The 20,899-nt window shown below is 58.1% G+C and carries 11 protein-coding genes; 6 read left to right on the forward strand and 5 right to left on the reverse strand.

The window, feature by feature from the left end; translation table 11 throughout:
• Positions 1-6: 6 nt before the first annotated feature.
• Together fliD and VF694_RS08215 are read right to left on the reverse strand one after the other, a co-directional pair.
• Positions 7-1,392: a flagellar filament capping protein FliD gene (gene fliD, locus VF694_RS08210; RefSeq protein WP_440164065.1), complete on the reverse strand. Its 1,386-nt coding sequence runs from the start codon at positions 1,390-1,392 to the stop codon at positions 7-9.
• A gap of 89 nt (positions 1,393-1,481) precedes the next feature.
• Entirely contained in the window at positions 1,482-1,883 is a 402-nt protein-coding gene (locus VF694_RS08215) for a flagellar protein FlaG (protein WP_440164066.1), read from the reverse strand.
• Positions 1,884-2,121: 238 nt separating this feature from the next.
• Between VF694_RS08215 and VF694_RS08220 the strand changes: the two genes are divergently transcribed.
• On the forward strand, positions 2,122-2,883 hold the full coding sequence (locus VF694_RS08220) for an RNA polymerase sigma factor FliA (RefSeq protein ID WP_003804610.1): 762 nt from the start codon (positions 2,122-2,124) through the stop codon (positions 2,881-2,883).
• Positions 2,884-3,129: 246 nt separating this feature from the next.
• On the opposite strand, the gene VF694_RS08225 is transcribed toward VF694_RS08220, so the two are convergent.
• The 3 genes from VF694_RS08225 to VF694_RS08235 all read right to left on the reverse strand — a co-directional run bounded on the left by VF694_RS08225 (position 3,130) and on the right by VF694_RS08235 (position 10,077).
• Positions 3,130-6,282, reverse strand: coding sequence for an O-linked N-acetylglucosamine transferase, SPINDLY family protein (locus tag VF694_RS08225; RefSeq protein ID WP_440164067.1), 3,153 nt, complete (start codon positions 6,280-6,282; stop codon positions 3,130-3,132).
• 159 nt (positions 6,283-6,441) lie between these two features.
• Positions 6,442-7,518 carry a FliC/FljB family flagellin gene (locus tag VF694_RS08230; protein WP_440164068.1) on the reverse strand — a complete coding sequence of 359 codons (1,077 nt, stop codon included), beginning with the start codon at positions 7,516-7,518 and terminating at the stop codon, positions 6,442-6,444.
• 462 nt (positions 7,519-7,980) lie between these two features.
• Positions 7,981-10,077, reverse strand: coding sequence for a PhoX family protein (locus tag VF694_RS08235; RefSeq protein WP_440164069.1), 2,097 nt, complete (start codon positions 10,075-10,077; stop codon positions 7,981-7,983).
• Positions 10,078-10,577: 500 nt separating this feature from the next.
• Here VF694_RS08235 and VF694_RS08240 point away from each other — a divergent pair, with 500 nt between their 5' ends.
• The 5 genes from VF694_RS08240 to VF694_RS08260 are packed head-to-tail and all read left to right on the forward strand — an operon-like array spanning position 10,578 to position 20,898.
• Positions 10,578-12,065, forward strand: a complete 1,488-nt coding sequence (locus VF694_RS08240; RefSeq protein WP_440164070.1) for an SrfA family protein — start codon at positions 10,578-10,580, stop codon at positions 12,063-12,065.
• Between the two features lie 16 nt (positions 12,066-12,081).
• Entirely contained in the window at positions 12,082-15,300 is a 3,219-nt protein-coding gene (locus tag VF694_RS08245; RefSeq protein WP_059317891.1) for a virulence factor SrfB, read from the forward strand.
• A gap of 5 nt (positions 15,301-15,305) precedes the next feature.
• A complete protein-coding gene (locus VF694_RS08250) occupies positions 15,306-17,876 on the forward strand; it encodes a virulence factor SrfC family protein (RefSeq protein ID WP_161937123.1) in 2,571 nt (856 codons plus the stop codon).
• On the forward strand, positions 17,873-18,916 hold the full coding sequence (locus tag VF694_RS08255) for a hypothetical protein (RefSeq protein WP_440164072.1): 1,044 nt from the start codon (positions 17,873-17,875) through the stop codon (positions 18,914-18,916). The genes VF694_RS08250 and VF694_RS08255 overlap by 4 nt, the downstream gene beginning before the upstream one ends.
• Positions 18,913-20,898 (forward strand): vWA domain-containing protein, encoded by a 1,986-nt coding sequence (locus tag VF694_RS08260; protein ID WP_003804595.1) that lies wholly within the window; start codon positions 18,913-18,915, stop codon positions 20,896-20,898. Before VF694_RS08255 ends, VF694_RS08260 begins: the two co-directional genes overlap by 4 nt.
• Position 20,899: the final 1 nt, after the last annotated feature.

A 20,899-nucleotide genomic window follows, 5' to 3' on the forward strand; every position in this document is an offset into this window, starting at 1 on the left:
AGGGGTTTATTTATTGCTGTTCATATTGCCCAGCATGGACAACTGCTGGCTCAGGTAGTTGCTGGTGCCTTGCATGCGGTTGATCATGACATCCAGCTGGACAAACTGTTTGCGGTAGGCTTCGATCTTGTTTTCAATACGCTGGTCGGCGACGTCAAACTGGTCCTGCAGTTTTTTGCCGACCTTCTCGGCGCCTTCCTGGGCATTGTCAATGCGACCGCCTTTTTTGATGAACTCGTCCGCGGCAGCATGGACACGGGCGGCAACGCCTTGCTCGCCAATGAACATGTTCTTGACGTCCGCCATATTGGTTTTCAGAACTTCATTAAGCTTTTTCTCGTCCAGCTGCAGATCGCCCGTTTTGGGGTCCACGTTAATGCCCAGGCCCACCATGGAGCGGATCTCGCCGCCATTGGGCACGTAGCCCAGGGTGGCGTCACGCATGGCGTTCTGGGAGTCGCGCGCCATCGAGTCACCCGTCAGAGCGGCGCCTTTTTTCAGATCGACGTTATAGGCAGTCAGAGAACGGATCGCATTGTTGAACTTGTTGTACGCCGCCACATAGTCTTTTACGGCATTCAGAGCCACGCTGTCGTCTTTGGTGACCTCCACGTTAATGGGGTCTTCATCCGCCTTGTTCAGGGTGATCTCAAGCCCTTCAATGGTGTTTTTCAAGGTGTTGCTCTGGCTGGTGATGGCAATGCCATTGACCGTCAGTTTGGCGTTGACCGCTTTGGTCTGCTCAAAGCCGCTGGCAGCCGGGTCGCTGGCATCCACATTGAGCAAGGTGGCCAGATCGTCGTTGCCATCAACGCGGATGGTGCTGATCGAGGCGGCTTCACCGGTCGCGGCGGCCGACAGTTGCAGGCGATACGGATTGCTTGGATCACCGGTATTGATGATGGTGGCCTTCATCCCCAGTTCGGCATCGGCGTTGATGGCGTTCATCACACCTTGCAGGGACGTGTCCTTGCCCTTCATGTCCAGGCTGTGTTCTTTGCCATTGGCCAGGCGAACCGTAATTTTCCCGCCCTCGCCAATTGCGCTGTCGCGTGAGTTGTGAGCGGCCGCGGTCAGCGTCTGGCGGGTGGCCAGACTGTCGACCTTGATGACGTATTGACCGGGGGCGGCTTTGGCATTACCGGTGATTTTGATGCTTTCGCTATTGGCGGTCACTTTCACCGCGCCAAACGAGTCTTCCGAAAGTGCTTTGGTGGCCGATTGCAATTCACCCAGACTGCTTTTGAGCTGGCCATAGGCCGAGATCTTGTTGGTGTTGGCAATCTGGCGACTCTGGATGACGGCAAGGCTCTTCTTTTCCGTGGTTCGCAAGTTTTCCAGCAGCTCGTCCAGCTTCAGGCCAGAGCCCACGCCAATTGAAGAAATAGCCATATCAAATACTCCTGTAGTGTCCTATTTTGTCGCGAATATGCCGCGCGCAAAGCCCATGTCAATGGGACGTTTCGATGCCAGTTTGGTTTTTAAACCTTCACGCTGACGGCGTTGCCCTGCAACTGAACGATCATTTTGGCAATCTGGATAACCGCGTCGGACGGTACGGTGCGCAGTACCTCGCCGGTCGTGTTGTCCACGATCGAAACTACCAGTCGCTGTGCCTCGTCATCCATATCAAAGCGAATGCCCGTGGACCAGGCCTGCAATGAGTTGTTGATCTGCTCCAGCGTGTCGTCCAGCGTGTTGACCATGCCGGGCACGGGTTCGCGCTTGTCGGGCCAGCGCTGCTGCAACTGGGTATCCGTACCGGTTTCCTTGACAGGCGTCACTGTCGTGGCCGCTGACGGCAGGGGGGGGCCAGGGTTTTGTTCCACCGGGGAAGCCAGGGGCACCAAGGCCGTCGTTTGAGATGAAACTGAGTTGATCATGACATCACTCCAGAAGAGGCTTGGTGGCAGGCCGCAAGAGCATGGCAGGGCTTGGCACCTGTAACGCTCCAATTACGGCACCTTGGCGCGTATCTTTAGTCGGTATTTCAGGTTTTGCCCCTGTCCCTGGCGTTTAAAGCCTGAATAAGATGGCGAAAGACAGTTTGATTTGGGGACTGTGTGGCAGGAGTGGCAGGCAAAATAGCCCCATCTTTATTGTCCGGATTCGTGCCTGTCCATGCCTCGTTCAGAAGACGTCCTGGTTGAGCAGTACGCCCCATTGGTGCGCCGTCAGGCGCTCCAGCTTGTGTCGCGCCTGCCCCCCAGTGTTGAGCTGGACGATCTGATGCAGGCGGGCATGATGGGTCTGCTCGATGCCGTGCGCCGATATCAGGTGGTGGCCGAGGCCCAGTTTGAGACCTACGCCGTCACCCGTATTCGGGGTGCCATGCTCGATGAACTGCGCAGCCAGGATTGGTTGCCCCGCAGTGTTCGCAGCAAAGCGCGACAAATTGAAGTGGCCGTCAGCGCCTTGCGCCAGGAGCTGTTGCGTGAGCCCTCCGAGTCGGAAATTGCACAGGCCCTGTCCCTGAGCATGGACGATTATTACGAACTGCTGGACGAGGCGGTTGGGGTTCAGGTCATTCACTACGAAGACCTTAAGCGCCACGCCGATCCCTCAGCCGACGCGCTGGAGTTTCTGGAAGACAATTCGCGTGAGCAGGCTTACTTCGACAACCCCCTGAATCTCTTAACCTCCCAAGGCCTGCGGCAAGCCTTGATCCTGGCCATCGATCAACTGCCCGAGCGTGAAAAGCTCCTGTTTTCCCTGCAGTTTGAACAAGACCTGAATCAGAAGGAAATCGCCCTGGTCCTGGGGGTGACAGAGGGGCGTGTCTCGCAGCTGCGTAGTCAGGCTGTGGCTCGCATTCGTGCCAGTCTGGCGAAAGATCAGTGGGATGCGATCTCCGACAGCGCGGAGTTTCAGGTTTTGTTGTAAGTCCGCTTTTTGGCAAGCCAGTTTTGGCGATTCTTGTTTTTTCTTGCTGACGACATAAGGGCCCAGAGTGGGCCTTTGTGTTTTGGCGCCCCTCAAAATCATTGCCCTGGTCTGGCGGGTATGTCCGCGCTCCCCCCCCAGCGCGTGGGGCCAGCGCAATCCGCACACGGTATTCCGCTTGACTTGCAGCGAGCGCGGATCTGATCGGGCCTTTTGCGCGGGGAAGCAGAAAAGGCCCGGTCGGCATTACCGGTAGTCCTGCTGGAAGGCCGTTTTTACGGCCTTGAGATGGTTTCGATTGATGTTGGTCTTGATTTTGAACAGACCTGCCGTTTCAACGGTTTTTTCGGCATCCAGGAACTCCAGGACCGGTTTGTAGAATTCGCGGTTCCAAAAGTCATGGATGAAGATCCGGGCCGAGCGCGGGTCTCCTTTTTCCAGCAGGTAGTCGATACTTTCCAGCGTGCTGGCCACACGGAAGCGGCCATCGACCAAAATCAGGTCAAAAGGCAGGTCCTGGGTGTGAATGGAGCGGCTGTAGTTGGGGAACTGATCCGCTGCCCGCAGATCCACGGGATAGCCCCATTCCCGGGTGGGGCCGATGTCCACATGAGCGACTTTGCACGCATCGCCCACTTCGGCGTGCAATTGTTCCAGCCAGCGCCGGTCGCTTTCCACGCCATGTACGTTCAGGCCCATGCTGGCTGCCAGCTTGGTAGAGCCGCCACTGCCGAATTCATAGTAATGTTGGGCGCGATCCAGGCAGGATTCAAAAAACTCGATCTCGGCCGCCGTCATGGCCGGAATATCGGGAATGGTCATGGTAGGCAGATTGCGCAGGCGTGCCTGGCGCAGGTATTGCTCGGCTTTGGGGTACTGATGCTGTGTCAGCAAGCGCTGGGCATAATCGTGCGCCCCAAAATAGGCATGCAGAATAAAGGCCAGTTTTTCCAGTCGCTCGATAGGAAGCGCATCGGTGTTGCGGGGCAGAAACAGGGCAATGGCCGAATGGAGGCGGCTGCCGCTATGACTTTCCTTGAGTTGGGCGTCGGTGTAGCCGCTTTCGCAGTCGAAGGCCATCAGGGTGTAGAACTCCAGATCATGCGCGGCGAGCAGATCACGCGCCTGAGATAGATCCAGCTGCTGGGCGTTGCCCGGTGCAAAATGCACTTTGATGGAAACTGCCAGCGCCTGTGCCAGTGTACGACCGGCATGGCTTAGCAAGGCGCGGTTGTCGTAGTTGTCAGCCAGCATCAGCCAATCAATGGGGGCATCGCGCTCCAGATCGTCCAGACGGATGGACGGCAGATCAAACTGGGCCAGCTCCTGGCTGGCATTCATTACCGGCGGCAAGGTGCCGCTTTGACGGTTGTCCAGTCGGGCCTGGAAGCTGACGGCGCCGCCATGTCCCAATACGGCTTGCTGGACGATTTGCAGGCGGTTGCGATTCAGGGGTAAAAGCAGGTCCTGCGTCGTGGCGGCCGGGTCAAAGCAGATCAGGTGCAAGGCACCGGTTGCGTAAAGCTGTTCGAACTTGGCATCCTGAACCAGGCGCGCACCATGATCGATCACGACCACCGGGCTCTTGAGCTCGAAATGGAAATCCTGCTCATCATCGGCTGATTGCATCGGCACGGCAAGCCGCGCGCTGTCCTGGTCCTCAAAGCGAACCTGGTGATCGGCCTGAATGCTGAGCGCGGCAGGGGCGATGCCCTCGCAGTGGCGCTGCCAGATGGCACGCAATCCCTGGCGCAAGGATTGGGCAAACGCCTTGTGGTTGCAGACCGGGGAGCTGAGAAAGACCTGGCGCATTTCACTGCGCAAGGACGCCAGCAGGGCATGATCCTGGGCCAGCATGCAGGCCAAAGAGACATAGTGCTCCCAGGACTGGGCCACCAGTTGCGGATAGCCCGCATTGCTGATGTGGCTGGTGGAATGGCGGCTGGCAAAAGTGGGGCCGGGCAGGGTGATGACCGGGGCACCCATCAGCATGGACTCCAGGGTGGTCAAGCCGCCCGAGAAGGGCCAGGGGTCCAGGGTGATATCGACGCGGTTATAGGTTCTGAGCAGTTCCCGATGGTTGGACTGACCTTCAAAATCCAGTCGCGACGGATCGATTCCCTGTGCCTGAAAGCTATTCTGGATTTTTTGTTTGAATTCTTCGCCCTCATACAACGAGCCTTTCAATAAGAGTCGCGCAGTGGGTACCGCCGTCAAGATAGCAGACCAGGCCGCAATGGTGGGCTCATTGATCTTGTTGGCATTGTTAAAGCAGCCAAACGTAATGTGACCATTTTCGACAAGCGGAGCCGGGCCGACTTCAGGCACGTAAAACGGGGGCAGGTAGCTGATGTAGCCGTCAGGCATGCGAATCAGCTTCTCGGTGTAATCCGAATCGGTTCCCTCGGGGCTTTCGAAGCGGTCAGAGATCAGGTAGTCAATATAGTCCAGGCCCATGGTGTTATTCAGGCCCCCTACCCATTTGACGATGAGCGGGGCTGGCTTCATGGACAGCATGCGCAGCCGGGTACCTTTGTGATAGCCGCTCATGTCGATGAGGATATCAATCCGGTCACGACGGATCTGTTGATTGAGCTGATCATCGCTCATGGCCGCGATGTCGCGCCAGGCATGGCACAGCTCACGCCATTTCTCGGTCAGGTCGTCCGGATTGTCGGTGCTGCTGTAGGCATACAGCTTGAATTCTTTTTTGGGTAGCTCGGATAGCGAGCCGCAGGTCATGCGTGTGACCGGGTGGTTGCTAAAGCCGTCCGACAACAGGCCGATGCGCAGGGTGCGGCCAGGTATGCGACGTGTATCGGCCGCGGCATGCAGGGTATAGGCAAAACGCTTTTGCCAGTCCTGCTGCAACTGACGAATCGTGGCCAGATCCAGATTGGGATTGAAGTGCTCGTCAGTAATGACTTTACCCAGTATCCGGTCATTTTTCGGGTCCAGGCGATGAGCCTGCCGAAGCAGTTTGCGCGAACCTTCCTGGTCGCCCCGTTTAACGTACAGTTCGGAGAGTTTGAACAGGGCCACCGCGCTGGGCTTTTGTTTGATTTCTTCTTCCAGCAGGGCCTGAGCTGCCGTGTAGTCTCGGCAGGCTACATACACATCCACCGCCAAATCTCGTGCCGCCAGGTCTTTTTTTATTTTGAGCTGTGGCAGGTACTCCCGCGCTTCGTGGGGGCGTTTTTCGTTGATCAGCGCCTTGATGATGAGCGACAGGCTGGCCTGATGCTCGGGGTGTTGGGCAAGCAGCTCATTCAGAACGCTGATGGCAGACGAAAACTGGCTGCCATTGAATAATTGGAGAGCATCTTGGTAGCGCGTATCAGGGGACACGGAACGGTCAGAGGAGGACATGGCGTAGTAGGAAGCTGAGGTCTCGTTCAAATGTGACTAGCATACCGGCCGGGCCTGGCTATCAATGCGTGAAACAAACCGGTTTTTCAGGGCTTCGCCATAAAAAAACCGGATATTGCAAGCAATATCCGGTCTGTGGTGCCACTGACCGACAGGGCAGGCCTGCCGGTCCGGTCTAAGGCCGCTGAATTAACGCAGCAGCGACAGAACCGTTTGTGGAACCTGGTTGGCCTGGGCCAGAACCGAGGTGCCAGCCTGTTGCAGGATCTGGGCACGAGTCATGTTGGAGACTTCGACAGCGTAGTCGGCGTCTTCAATGCGCGAACGCGAAGCGGACAGGTTGGTAACCGTGTTGTTCAGGTTGGCGATGGTGGACTCGAAACGGTTTTGCACAGCACCCAGGTCGGAACGCAGGTTGTCCACGTCTTGGATGGCGGCGTCGATCGATGCCAGAGGAGCGACCAGCGACAGGGTTTCTTTGTCGGTCACTTCAGCGCCACGAGCTACAGCGATGGTGTTGGTTGTCGCGTTGGCGGTCATGGTGCCAGCAGCGTATACCTTGCCTTCGTGCAGGATGTAGTTGGTGGAAGTGGCACCTGTGGTCTGAGTCAGAACAGTACCACCGCCAGCGGCGTTAACCACGGTGTCAGCGTTACCCATTTGAGCAGGAACGGCTGTGCTGGTGGTGCCCGAAGCAGCTTTCATTTCGAACTTGGTGGCGTCGAATTTCTTGGCCAGTTTGGAAACGTCCAGATCTTTCAGGTTCAGCGTTTCGGAGTCGATCTTTTTCAGGTTAACCGAGATGGTTTCACCGTCGTTGGCGCCAACCTGGATAGCCAGGGACTGGTCTTCGGCCAGCACTTTCACGCCGTTGAACTGAGTTTGTTCGGAAACGCGGTTGATTTCGGCCAGACGCTGGTTGATTTCAGCCTGGATCGAAGCCAAGTCGGTTTCGGAGTTGGTGCCGGTGGTCGCTTGCACGCTCAGAGTACGGATGCGTTGCAAGTTGTTGTTGATTTCGTTCAGCGAACCTTCGGTGGTCTGAGCGATCGAGATACCGTCGTTGGCGTTGCGGGCAGCTTGGGTCAGACCGTTCACGTTGGCGGTGAAGCGGTTGGCAATAGCCTGGCCGGCGGCGTCGTCTTTGGCGCTGTTGATGCGCAGGCCGGAGGACAGACGCTCAATGGCTTGACCCAGTGCGCCTTGCGATTTGCTCAGATTGCCTTGGGCAACGAGGGAAAGCGAGTTCGTATTGATAACAGACATGGTAACTCCCAATGTTGAGTAGAGCGGCGAAACGGTTTCGCCCTTTGCCCAGGAAAGCGTTGGCGTTCTGCTAGGCCCCAGGGGGCTGATCGCGCATTCGACACACTGCGTTCTTCCTGTACAGCAACATTAACGGAAGGGGTGAAAAACTCTTTAGGGGCCTGTTGAGAAAATTTTCTTCACGTGGCCTTCACGCCTTGATTGCCGCGGCTTCAAGCAGGGTGCTTCGGTGTGCTGAGCAGTCGGCTTGCTGTCGTGCTCTGGCCCTCAAGCCCGATTTTTCCCTGGTCGCTGCTCGAAAATGGAGCAACTGGCTCCGTGCCCCAGCATCCAAACCCGTGGTTTTGTCTGAATGGCGTAATGCTAAAAAGCAGGCGGGGCCATCGATTGACGGCCCCGCATGGAAAAAATTGAGCATGACACTCAATCAGGCGGATTCAAACCCCTGATCCGCCCTGGTGCTTACACGGCAATGGGCTTGCCGTCCGTACGCTGGATCACCACGGTCGAAGAACGTGGACGTACCGTGTTCATGCTGACGACGGTGGCGTCCTGCGTGTCATAAGCGGGCCAGTTCGAGGGGTGCTGAATGTTCAGGAACAGGCTGGTGTGATCCGGGGTCATGGCAAAACCGGTGATCTCGGCTTCATTGGGCCCCACAAAGAAGCGGCGCAGCTCGGCCTGATTGGAGGCGTTAATGGCCGGGCCGGTACCTGTGCTATCAGCCAGGGCGCCGGGGATAACGGCCAGCATCTGGTCGTTGGTGGCGCGGGCGACATTGTTTTTACGTCCACCATCGATGCCGTTGTCCGTCTGGATCCAGAGGATGCCCCGGCTGTCAAAAGCCAGGCCGTCCGGGCTGGCCAGCTGGTTCAGATCCGTCAGGCCAGAACGGTTGGTGTCCGCATCCGCACCGGCATCCGAGCCGAACACAAAAATGTCCCACTTGAATTTGTTCGAGTCTGCCTCGTCGTGCCAGCGAATCACGTGGCCGTTTACGTTGTTCAGACGTGGGTTGGCCGGGTTGGTGCCCGTAGAGGCATTGCGGCTGGTGTTGTTGGTCAGCGTCAGGTAGATGTCGCCGTTGCTTGGGTGGGTGGCGGTCCACTCGGGGCGATCCATCGGGGTGGCACCCACAAAGTCAGCGGCACCGCGTGTGTTGATCAGGATGGCATCGAGGCTGCCAAACTCTTGAGCCAGCGTGCGCCCATTTTTGCCAACCGTTGTTCCTGTCAGGGCTAGCCATTCGCCCGAGCCGTCTTCGTTGAAGCGGGCGACATACAAGGTTCCCTTGTCCAGATACTTGGCGCCAACGGCCAGACGGTCGGTGCGCTGTGCGTCTTTCGGGTCCCAGTTGGCCTCGGAGACAAAGCGGTAGACATACTCAAAACGCGAGTCGTCACCACTATAGAAAGCCAGTGGCTTGCCAGCCTCAGGTTTGCTGTAGGCGCATCCTTCATGCGCGAAGCGACCCATGGAGGTGCGTTTGGTGGCGATGCTGGTGGGGTCGTACGGGTCGATCTCGACCAGATAGCCAAAGCCGTTGACCTCGTTGCGCCAGTCTTCAGTGGGGCCTGCGCCGGTTTCAGTTACGTTAAAGCGCGCGAATTCGCCCAGAACTTCCGATGGGTCTTGGGCGGCGGTTTCCCACTGGTAACGGCCGGTGGGGCCGGACGAGACGCCCACACGCTGCTGGTGTGCGGGACGATTGCCGGTATTGACAAAGCAGGCGGCCCAGTTCTCTTCGGCGGTGATGTAAGTGCCCCAGGGGGTCGTGCCGTTACCGCAGTTATTGTTGGTGCCACGCACTTGCGTGCCGTTGGGCGAAAAAGGCGTTTTGGTCCAGTCCGTGCCGCCGATGGGGCCGGCCAGCTTCATGGGGGTGGCGGAGGTGAAGCGACGGTTGTAACGCGAGTTCTGGACGATGTCCCAGCGGCCCTGGTCGCGACGAATGTGGATGATCGCTACGCCATGGGCATTGATTTCCTTGCGCACTTCCTCGGCAGGCCGTTTGCCATCGACCAGGGTCGGGCCATTGGGGTGCAGGGCATTGGCGTCAATGTATTCGTGGTTGACGGCCAGCAAGCCCTCAGTGGAGCTGCCTTCCAGTGGGAAAAAGTGCATGCCGTCATGGTGCATGCCCATGGAGTTGAGCAGATCACTGGAGCTGTTGTTGCCGTTTTGGTCCCAGGGCAAGGCGTTGTCGTTAATGGGCGTTCCCCACGGGGCCAGCACATGGGCGGTATAGCCGGGAGGCACAACACAGCCATCTGTCATGGAAGTGGGCAGGGACTCAAACCCCAGTTTGAGCTTTGCCGGTGGTTCTGGATCAGGATTGGGGCTTGGGGTAGGGGTCTGGCCACTGCCGCTATCGGACGAGCTGCTGCCGGTGCTGTTGCTGTCACAGCCAGCCAGGCCAAAGCCGGTCATGGTGGCCAGCGCAGCGGCCAGGCCTCCGCGCATGACGGCACGGCGAGACAGGCTTCGTTCCAGAATTTCGCTAAAAGGGGTGTTCTGACTGGCGTTACGTACAGTCTTGTCGGAGATATGTTTGCTCATAGTGATGAATAGCGCCAAGGCTGAGTTAGGGGGTAGCGCTCATCCTAGTCGGTCAACGTGAAAGGTCTATGACAAAGGCCGGAATGTTGCCGGGGTCTGGCCGGCAAACGTGCCGCAGATCGGGTCATAGCGCGGGTTGGCGGGCTGGATGCGCGTGACCAGTCCTTTTTTTGGGCCTTTTTCCACGGACTGAAACTGGGGGGGCAGGGTCTAATTCTGATTGGTAAGTCAAGGCGGCGCTTATTTCTGCAGGGTCAACGTTGATTTGCGTACGACGGCGTACATTTTTATCAGCAGGGCCGAAAGGTAGGCGGTTTTATTTCCCTTTTTAATTGGTCTCTCAGTATCAAAACGACTTTCCGTTCTTTTTGGTTCCGGTTTTTTTAAAACCCTTAAAGGGGTTTTTTCTCCCTGTGCACACCCTATGACTGGGCATTTTCCTGAGGCTGTGGAAGTAGCTATTTGTTGTACTATGTTTCTTTTTTTTATTCGGGAACTCAATGAAGCAAGGGGTTTTACTGCGCAGTGGCCGTGCCGATGCTTTCATGGCTTTAGGTGAGGGCGGCCGACCGGTATTTCGCTCCGCTTTACAGTTACGAGAAGCTTTGCGCCGTCGGGCCGGCCATGTTGCCGATCATCTGGCGATTCCGCAAAGCAATGAAACAGGCTCCACACTGGACTGGTACAGCCCGATCCCAGGTCAGGTGGTGCCTTGGACGGCAGCAACGGCGCAGGAACGTGAGGAAGGCCTGAAACAATTAACGGCTTTTCAGGCCAGGCTGGATGAGATGACGCCCGCTGTGGACGCCGATGAGCAGGAAAAGGACGCCTTGGGCGACAAGGCCCTGTTCTCCAGTCTGCTGCGCCGTGTTCTGTATTTCCCGGATGAAAACTTTGTCTATCTGGTCAACGGCAAGCCCGTTCTGACCTTCTGGGGCTTTTTGCACCACGGAGCGGACCAAACCCAAGATCCCTTACTACCCTTGAGACCCGCTCCTCAGGTGGCGCCTGCCGTCGTGCCTGCCCCGCTGCCGCCAGTCGAGCCCGCCGTGGCTCCGGTTGCGGCTCCCGTGGCAGCAAGCTGGTGGTCCCGCTGGTGGTGGCGTTTGCTGGCCTTATTGCTGCTGCTGGCCTTGCTCCTGTTTGGCTTGCGCTGGTGTTCGACGCCCCTTGTGCCCAATACCCCTGTGGCGTCGTTGAGTTCCAGTGTCGGCAGCTACCTGCCCGAGAAAGTGCGTAACTGGCTGGGTTGGTCCTTGCCCACGCTGGATACGGGCGTTCTGCTGCCCAATGCTCGTGTCGATGCGACGGGGCGTGTTACGGCAGGCTCGGTGCCCGTGGTACCGGGCGCGCCAGGCTCGGGTATGGCTCCAGGGGTAAGGGCGCCTGACGCTGTTGCTCCGGGAACGGGCGTTCCTGTCGTGCCGGGTGCTCCAGAGGGAGGCCAGGCTCTGGATGCTGCGCCGCCAGCTGATCCGGCCGCGAACGCGCATGCCCATCCCCAGCCGCCGCAGTTGCCAGACGGGCCTGCCAACCCGCCTGCCGATCCTGCCGCGCCTCCGACTCTGGATGCCAATCCGACTAGCCCTGCAACGTCTGCGGCAGTTCCCCCCGGTTCTCTGGTGGTGCCGCCCGATGCCTTGCAAACGGGCAAGATGGATTTCCTTAACGGCCAATGGGCCGCCCGCATGGGAGTGCAGGACAGTCAGACCGGTAAACCCGTGCAACTGCAATATCAATTGAAAGACGGTGCAGGCCATGTGCAGATCAAGCGCGGGGACGGCGTGCAGTGCGAGGCTCCTGTGTCGGCCTTGGCCGATCAGGGCCGTCTGATCTTGAATGCTAATTCCGCCGCCAAATGTACTGACAATGCGGCCTACGATATGCCCAAGATTGTGTGTGATCCCGGTGCCGCAGGAGCTGCCGCCCATTGCGCGGGCATGTACGGCTCCAATGCCTTTCCTCTGATCTTGCAGCAATCCGAATGATGAGTGCCTGAATCTTATGTTGCCTGAATTACTCAAACACGATGGCTTGGTTACTTTGATTGAAAATACCGGAGTCCAGTTCATGGACTTCGGTTTTGACATCAACGCTCCCACTTTGGGTAGCAAGAAGCTGGGCACCTTGAACCATTCTTTTTTCAGCACAAATGGCCAGAACTGGCGTTTGCTGTTTGAAGGTCTGCAGTTTGGCCAGGAGCAGACCCTCTTTCACCAGCCCGAAGGCGAGGTGGGGGTCTATCAGGGGGGGGGGCGCAATGATCAGGAATGCGATGTGTCCCTGAGTCGTACCCTGGACCTGTTCGATGGCCTGTGGCTACCGGTACCCTATGTGCGTTTTGTCGCCCCCCATCGTTTCGATCATGGGCCAGCCAGTTGGAGCCGCCTGCGGGTGGTGCGTCTGGAAACGCCCGATCGGGACGGCAACACGCACCGTATTACGCTTGCCTGCGACACCAGCGTGGTGGACCTGACTGAAGGCGCGGCCTATCTGGCCCCCTTGCGAGAGGATATCAACGCCGGCGCCCTGTTTCGCCTTGCTTGCGATAGCGCCCATATGGACTGGTTCCTGAACCGCGACTGGGTGCAGGAATGGCTGCTGGAAGTTTATAAAGACAACGTCAACAAAACGCGCAACATCGACTTTGGCGAAGAGGTCAGCGCCTTGCGCTCGGCTCAGTTGCACTTTTTGAACCTGCTCAGTCTGTTCGCGCCCCCGCATGAGAGTGTGGAAGAGCGTACGGAAGCCTGGGTACGCTTGCCGGACATCAAGGTGTTGGCGGCCAACTGGCAAAGCGAGCAGATCATTCCGGTAGATCTGGTGCTGGATGTAGGGAACTCGCGTACTTGCGGGATTCTGATTGAAAACCATGGCCAGGACGATTCGGGGCTGCGGCAAAATTACGTGCTGCAGTTGCGCGATTTGTCCCACCCGCATCAGGTGTACAGCAAGCCATTTGAAAGTCGTGTCGAGTTTGCGCAGACGGACTTTGGCAAGAATCATCTGTCCCTTAAAAGTGGCCGTCCCACCGCTTTTTCCTGGCCTACGCTGGTGCGTGTTGGCGATGAGGCTGCGCGTTTGGCGGCACGCCGTCGTGGCACCGAAGGCACCACCGGCCTGTCCAGTCCTAAACGCTACTTGTGGGACGAAAACGAATACAAGCACGGCTGGCGTTTCAGTCAGCAGTACGACCGTTCCGATGCAGAGCCGCGTGCCCTGGCAGCACCGTTCTCCCTGCACATTGACGAGCGGGGCGAAGCGCTGTTCACCTTGGAAGAAGACGACCGCCTGCCGGTGTTTGAGCCGTTCTATTCGCGCAGTTCGGTCATGACATTCATGCTGACCGAAGTGCTGGCCCAGGCGCTGTTGCAAATCAACAGTCCGGCCCAACGGGTGCGTCAGGGGCATTCCAACAAGCCGCGTCGCCTGAGCAACATCGTGTTGACGGTACCGCCCGGCATGCCTTTGGTAGAGCGCAGCCTCCTGTCTGAGCGTTTGCGTCAGGCCATTGGTCTGCTGTGGACCAGCCTGGACTGGTATCAGGGTGAAGAAGATCCTTATGCGCTCGAGCCTGTCGAATCGGGTCGCATGCCAGAGAGCCTGCGTGTGCCTTTGCCCGAATTCCGGGTGGAATGGGACGAGGCAACCAGTTCGCAGTTGGTCTATCTGTTTACCGAAATTACCCAGAACTTTGCCGGCCATGCAGATGAGTTCTTTGATGCCGTTGCGGCCCCCTACAAGGAAGATCGGGAAACGCTGACCTTGGGCATTATTGACATTGGTGGGGGCACCACCGATATCGTGATCAGCGACTACACCTTGCGTCGCCCGGCAGGAGCGGGCGGTGGCAGCAACCTGACCATCTCGCCCAAACAGCGTTTTCGCGACAGCTTCCGCGTGGCCGGTGACGATATCTTGCTCGATGTGATTCAGCGTTATGTCCTGCCCGCGTTTGAACACGCCCTGAGTCATGCCGGTGTGCAGGATACGGACGTCTTCCTGTCGCGTCTATGCGGCAATGAAAAAGCCGATGCCAATAAAGCCGTCTTGCGCCAGCAACTGGCCCTGCAGGTCTTTGTGCCGCTGGGGCTGGAGTTTCTGAAACGCTATGAAGCCTACGATCCGCACGAGGACCCGCGCGCTGTTCAGTCGGTGCCCTGGGGCCAGTTGCTGGACTTTGAACATGTGCATGGCGATCAGGGCAATGTTCCCCTGTCCCATGCCTCGGCGGGGGCGGCCGATGCCCTGCCACGCGTTTCCGGCAAAGTGGTGCAGTATGTGCTGGACGAACTGCACAAGCATGTCGGTCAGCGCGTGGAGCTGGAGCTGGCCCATGTTGAGCAGTCCTTTGATCTGGCCCATTTGCACCAGGGTTTGGTCACGGGTTCGCTGAACATTAACGACCCTTTGCGCGCTTTTTGCGAAGTGTTGAACTATTACGACTGCGACATTGTGCTCATGGCCGGGCGTCCTTCGCGCCTGCCGGGCGTGCAGGCCTATGTGCGCTCACAGATGCCTGTCTCGCCTGCGCGATTGTTGCCTTTGCACAATTACCGCACCGGCAGTTGGTATCCCTTCCACACCAATGGCCGGATCGATGATCCCAAGAGTACGGCCTCGGTGGGCGCCATGCTGTGCCTGCTTTGCTACAACATGAATATTGACCAGTTCAATTTCAAAGTATCGAATCTGCGGCCGCGCTCCACCCTGCGCCATATCGGGATTATCGATTCCAATAATCAGATCAAGGATCAGGATCTGGTCTACAAGGATGTGCTCCAGATTGACCCGGATACCCGCGAGGAAATGGTGACGCTGGAAAGCGTCAGCAGCGAGGACTCGGACGGTTATCACCTCTTGATGCAGGGCAGTTACCTGCGTCTGGGCTATCGACAGCTGGATGTCGAACGCTGGCCCGCCTCGCCCTTGTATTACCTGCATTTGAACGAGAAGGTGCGTCGCCAGATGGCGGATGCGCCTGACGATGATGGGCAACTGCCTTCCATGGAAGTGAGTTTGCAGGTCAACCAGAAAGTGCGTGACAAGCAAGGTCGCCGCATGATCAGCGACCGCCTGGAAGTGCGTCGCTCCAATCCGCGCGACTTCAAATTGTCCAGCCCTGTGCCCAAGGCCGTGCGTATTCAGCTCAACACCATGCTGGAAGCAGGTCTGGGTGATTCTCCATATTGGCTCGATAGCGGGAGCGTAGTGCTCAAATGACGGACATGACGACCTTACAGAAGGATTTGTGCCAGGACTGGCAGAACGTATATCACGGTGCAGGACAGGCGATTGAGTGGGTCATGCAGGCGCGTGGCTCGTCGCAACGCCTGAATGCGCAAGCCGACAGTCTGGTGCTGGAGCTGCGCCGTGCCCGTAATACAGCCCGCAGTCTGAGCGTGGTGTCGGGGCGCCCCATGACGATTGGGTTTTTTGGTCTGTCGCAAGCGGGCAAATCCTATCTGATTTCCAGCCTTGCCGCGGGGGGCAACGGACGCCTGGAAACCCGTTACGGTGGTGAAACCATCGACTTCTTGCGCCACGTGAACCCACCGGGAGGCGGTAAAGAAGCCACGGGTCTGGTGACGCGTTTCAGCCGTAATGCGAGCGCAGGTCCCGAGGCCTACCCTGTCGAACTGCAGATTTTTTCTGAGGTCGATATGGTGAAAATCCTGGTCAACAGTTATTTCAATGACTTTGACAAGGAGCAGGTCGGTTATACCTTTGCTCCTGATCGTATCAAGGCCTTGATCGACTCGCTCAAAGGCCGCGCGGGCCTCACCGATACCGGCTTTAGCGCCGATGATGCCGTGTCCTTGTGGGATTACGTGCGCGGCAGTTTTGGCAATTCCACCCGCTTGCTCGATAGTGTTTATTGGCCCGAGCTCATTAATCTGGCCCCCGCTTTGCGTCTGGAAGATCGGGCACAGCTGTTCTCCATCTTGTGGGGTGAACAGGCTGAGTTGAGTGAACTTTATATCGGCCTGGCTAAAGTGCTGCAGGCCCTGGGCCATCCCAGCAAGGTGTATGCACCCTTGACCGCCCTGATCCGTCGCGAAGGCGATGGCTTTGTGCAGCAGGACAGCATCATGAACGTGGATGTGCTCGAATCCTTGGGCAGTCCCGCCGAGAAAAGCCTGAGCGTTTTGCCCGTGCGCGAGCACGATGGCCAGACCGTTGTTGCTGCCCAGGCGGTGGACGTGCCCTTGGCCCATCTGGCCGCGCTGACCGTTGAGCTGACCTTTCCCTTGATCGGTGAAACCCAGGCCAGCGGTGTGGACAAGGTAGACCTGCTGGATTTTCCCGGTTACCGCGGTCGCCTGAACATTCGCTCGGTGCAGGAGGCCGGTGCCGCGTCGGAGAGCAGCGGTGGCAATCCTGCCTCGCAGCTGATTCTGCGCGGCAAGGTGGCCTATCTGTTTGAGCGCTATACCGACCAGCAGGAGATGAATGGCCTTGTCATGTGTACGGCCTCGGACAAGCAAAGTGATGTCAAGGACGTGGAACCCGTGCTGACACGGTGGGTGCATCGCACTCAGGGGGCCACACCGCAGGAGCGCCAGAACCGCAAAGTAGGCCTGATGTGGGCCATTACCATGTTTGACAAACGTATTGGCGCCTCCCTGATTCAGGATGATGCTCAGGTGCGTGACAGCTGGGATGGCTTGATGAAGATGAGCTTCAAGGAGCGTTTTGGCCACTGCGAATGGTTGCAGCAATGGCGTCCCGATCAGCCGTTTTCCAACACCTTCCTGGTGCGCAAGCCCGGCATGCCCACGCCGTTTATCGATCTGGATACAGAGAGCCGGGAGCTCTCCATTACCGCCTCTGTGGCCGAGAAAATGGGGCGCATGCGCGGCAGCTTTATTGAGAACCCGCTGCTGGCGCAGCAACTGAGTGATCCAGCCCAGGCCTGGGATGCCATGCTCGCCTTGAACGATGGTGGCATGCAGCGTTTGCGCGCTTATGTGGCCCAGATCGGCGGCCTGGATTTCAAGCTGATGCGCCTGCAAGAGCAGTTTCGCAGTTTGCATGACAGCCTGGTCAAGAAGTCCCTGTATTCCTGGTACAGCCAGGATGGCGATCAGCAATCGGTAGTCAAAGAGGCGCTGGCCAAACAGTTCCGTGAAGAATTGCCTGCCTATCGTGCCCTTGTGGGCGAACTGCTGGCGGCCTTGCACCTGTCGCAAGACACCTTGCGAGATCTGTTCTTGAGCCTGGGTTCCAGCAAGAGTGAGCCCGATGAACCGGGCGTGTTGGTTCAGGAGCAGCCTTTCGAGCAGCAGTATGCCGATCTGGTTTATCGCAGTTGGGTCAGTCAGTTGCGTGACCTTCCTGCCAGCCGCACCAATCAGAATGTGTTGCGCATGCCGGTCGATTTGCTCGCCAGCCTGGTGGAGGAGTTGATTGTGGCCTCGGATCGTTGGGCCTTGCGCGACAAGCTGCTGGCCGCGCTGACCAAGCGTCGTCAAAGCGGTGTGCGGCGCGAGCGCCTGGCTGATCGTCAGGTCTGCAATGTGTCCATGACGATCAGCGAGTTTGTGACCTGGTTCTACCTGAAAGGCGGCACCGAGGATTTCTTCAAGACCCCCAGGACGTTTGCCCCCGATGGCATGCCGGCATTGCCCGCCCAGCCCCAGGATCACGGTGCTCTCTTTTTTGAGCAATGGCTGGCCGCTTTGGCGCACACCACCTTGCATAACGCGGGTTATGAGGGCGGGCGCGAACTGAGCCTGGAGCAAAATCAGGCCTTGGGCCGCATTTTGGACTGTTTTACCGATAAGAGCGTGGCATGAAATTAAGATTTAGTTTGCAGGCGTTGGAGCCTGCTGTTCCGGGCCGCGCTCGTTTGTATGTGCGTGATCTGGATGATGAGCTGGAGCTGGGGGACTATGCGATCGCCATTCAGCGCAGCCAAAACAGTTATTACCTGCATTCGGCACAAAGCTGGGATGCTTCTTTGCGTTGGTTGCCGCAACAAGGCTGGACCGAGCATGAAGAGGGTATTGCGGTTCTGTTGAACGCCGACATTGTGGATTCGCTGCTGGCCAATGCCAGCGATGCGTATCAGATCACCTTGGCGGATAGCGGTGGTGAAGAGTTGGGTCGCAGCCCGCTGAAACTGGACAAGGCCATCTTGCCTTCTACTGCGGGTGGCCATGCCCAGGCAATGGAACTGACCATGCCGGTAGCCGCTGCACCCGAAACACCCGCGCCCGAGCCTGTTGTGGAAACGCCTCCTGTGGTTGAGACGGTGGCTCCTCCAGCGCCGGAACCCGTCAAGGTGGAGATGCCTGCCCCCAACGTGGACACGGTGGCTCCTGTCGAGCCTCCCGCCAAAAAAGGTGGCATGGCCAAATGGATTGTTCTGCTCGTCCTTTTGCTGACTTTGCTGGGCGCAGCCGCCTACTGGTTCTACAGCCAATCCGCCAAGGACGACAGCCCGGCGGCCCCCGAGGCACCCGAGCCCAAGCCCGCCGTGGTGGAGACTGACAACTGCACCATGGACAAGCTGGCAGATCGGCCTGGGCTGCAGTTCGTGCAAGAGTGTGTCAAGGAAAGCAAAACGTCCGAGCAGTGGCTGGCTGTGATTGAGGAAGTCAAAAAGGAGGGGCAATGCGACGTCGCCCAACGCCTGTATGTGAACAAGGCACAGTCTGGTGATGTGAAGATTGCCCTGGCCTATGCCCGTGAATATGATCCCCAGGATCACCCGGCGCATGCCTGCTTTAGCAAGCCCAATCCGGCTACCGCTGCGTACTGGTATGAAACCGTCTTGCTGTCCGATCCCGATAATGCGCACGCCAAGGCCCGCTTTCAGGAGCTGAGCCAATGATGATCCGTCCGCTGGTTCGATTCAGTTTGCTTGCTGCGCTCTTGTTGGGGGCAGGCCAGGCACAGGCGGCCGCCCCCTTGCTGCAAGAGGGTAAAAAGACGCTTTATCAACGCGTCCTGACCACGCCTTCCTGCCGTCTGTTTTCTTCGGCAACGGATCAACAGGGCAAGCCAGTTCCCGCCTTTAGCCGTTTTTATATTTATCAGCGCACCGAGCAGGCCGGGGCAGAGCGCTTGCAGGTGGGCCCGGACAGCCAGGGCAAAACCGTGGGCTGGCTGGACAAGGCCTGCACGGTGGACTGGAAAATGCAGTTGACCCTGGCCTTTACCAACCCGGCCAACCGTGACCGCATGTTGTTTTTCCAGGAGCGCACCTTGCTGGAAAAAGTCCTGGACACGCCTGACCCGGCAACCCTGGTGGCTCCTATCCGTCAGGCGCTGCGTAAAGACGCGCAGGCCGAGGGTGTGCTGGCCCAGGAACCTGAGTATTTTGTGGATGTGCAAGAGCAGTTCTACCTGTTGCCCGTTTTGAGTGGCGAAGAGGTGATGACTGAAAACGGTTTCCGTACGCGTTTGCTCAATGTGGCCTCGGTCAGCAAACAGACAGCCGATCAGAACGAGCCGGACGCCGCCAAGAACGAGCCGCAGCCGGATCAGGATGCCCTTCGCACGTCCCAGATCAAGGGCTTTAGTGCGGCAGTCGTTTTTGTGATTGACTCCACCATTTCCATGGACCCCTACATTGAACGTACCCGCGAGGCGGTACGCAAGGTCTATAGCAAGGTGGAAGAGCAGGGCCTGTCAGAGCAGGTCAAGTTCGGGTTGATCGCGTTTCGCTCCAATCTGGACGCGGCGCCGGGCATTGAGTATCTGACGCGCATGTATGCAGATCCCAATACCGTCACCAGCAGTGAAGACTTCCTGGCTAAAGTGGCCGATCTGAAGCAGGCCAAGGTCTCGACGGTTGCCTATGACGAAGACGCCTACGCCGGGGTGCTCGAAGCCCTGGACAAGGTGAACTGGAATGATTTTGGCGCGCGCTACGTGGTGCTGATTACCGACGCCGGGGCGCTGGAAGGCAATAACACGTACTCCTCGACCGGCCTGGATGCGCCGCAACTGCGTATTGAAGCGGCCAAGCCGGGGGTGGCGATCTACACCCTGCATCTGAAGACGCCCTCGGGCAAGAACAACCACGCCAAAGCCGAAGACCAGTACCGCGAGCTGTCCACGTATGGGGGCACGCAGACTTCGCTGTACTACCCCGTCAATGCCGGTGATGTGAACCAGTTTGGCAAGATGGTCGATAACCTGGCCACGGCGCTGACGGAGCAGGTCAAAGTGGCCTATCAGGGCGGAGATGCCATTGGCAGCGCGGCCCGCGCCGAGGAAACGGGCGATAGCACGACTGACCAGATGCTCTCGGACGCCGAGTTGATCGGCCATGCCATGCGCCTGGCCTATCTGGGTAAGACAACCGGCACCACCGCGCCCGAGGTATTTCATGCCTGGATCAGCGATCGTGACCTGGTGCGCCAGAACATTCCCACAACGGATGTCCGTGTTCTGTTGACCAAAGCCCAGTTGAGTGATCTGAGCGCTGTGGTTAAACAGATTCTGGAGGCGGCCAACGAAGGCATGATTTCGCCTACCGACATGTTTAACCGCTTGCGTTCCGTGGCCGCCGCCATGGGGGCGGACCCCAGCACCTTGAAGCAGGAAAAGGGCACCAAGCTCGCCGAGCTGGGCCTGATGAGCGAGTATCTGGACGACTTGCCCTACCAAAGCGCGGTACTGAGTCTGGACGAAGATACCTGGAGCAGTTGGGATGCCCTGAGCCAGGAGAAATTCATTCGTGATCTGGGCATCAAGTTGCGCCATTACGAGCGTTACAACGCGGATGCGGATCGCTGGGTGTCATTGGCCGAAGGGGCAGATGCGCGGGATGACGTGTATCCCGTGCCGTTGGAGATGATGCCCTGAC

The organism is Alcaligenes sp. Lyrl_28, assembly GCF_051948705.1.
Taxonomy (GTDB): Bacteria; Pseudomonadota; Gammaproteobacteria; order Burkholderiales; family Burkholderiaceae_B; genus Alcaligenes; species Alcaligenes ammonioxydans.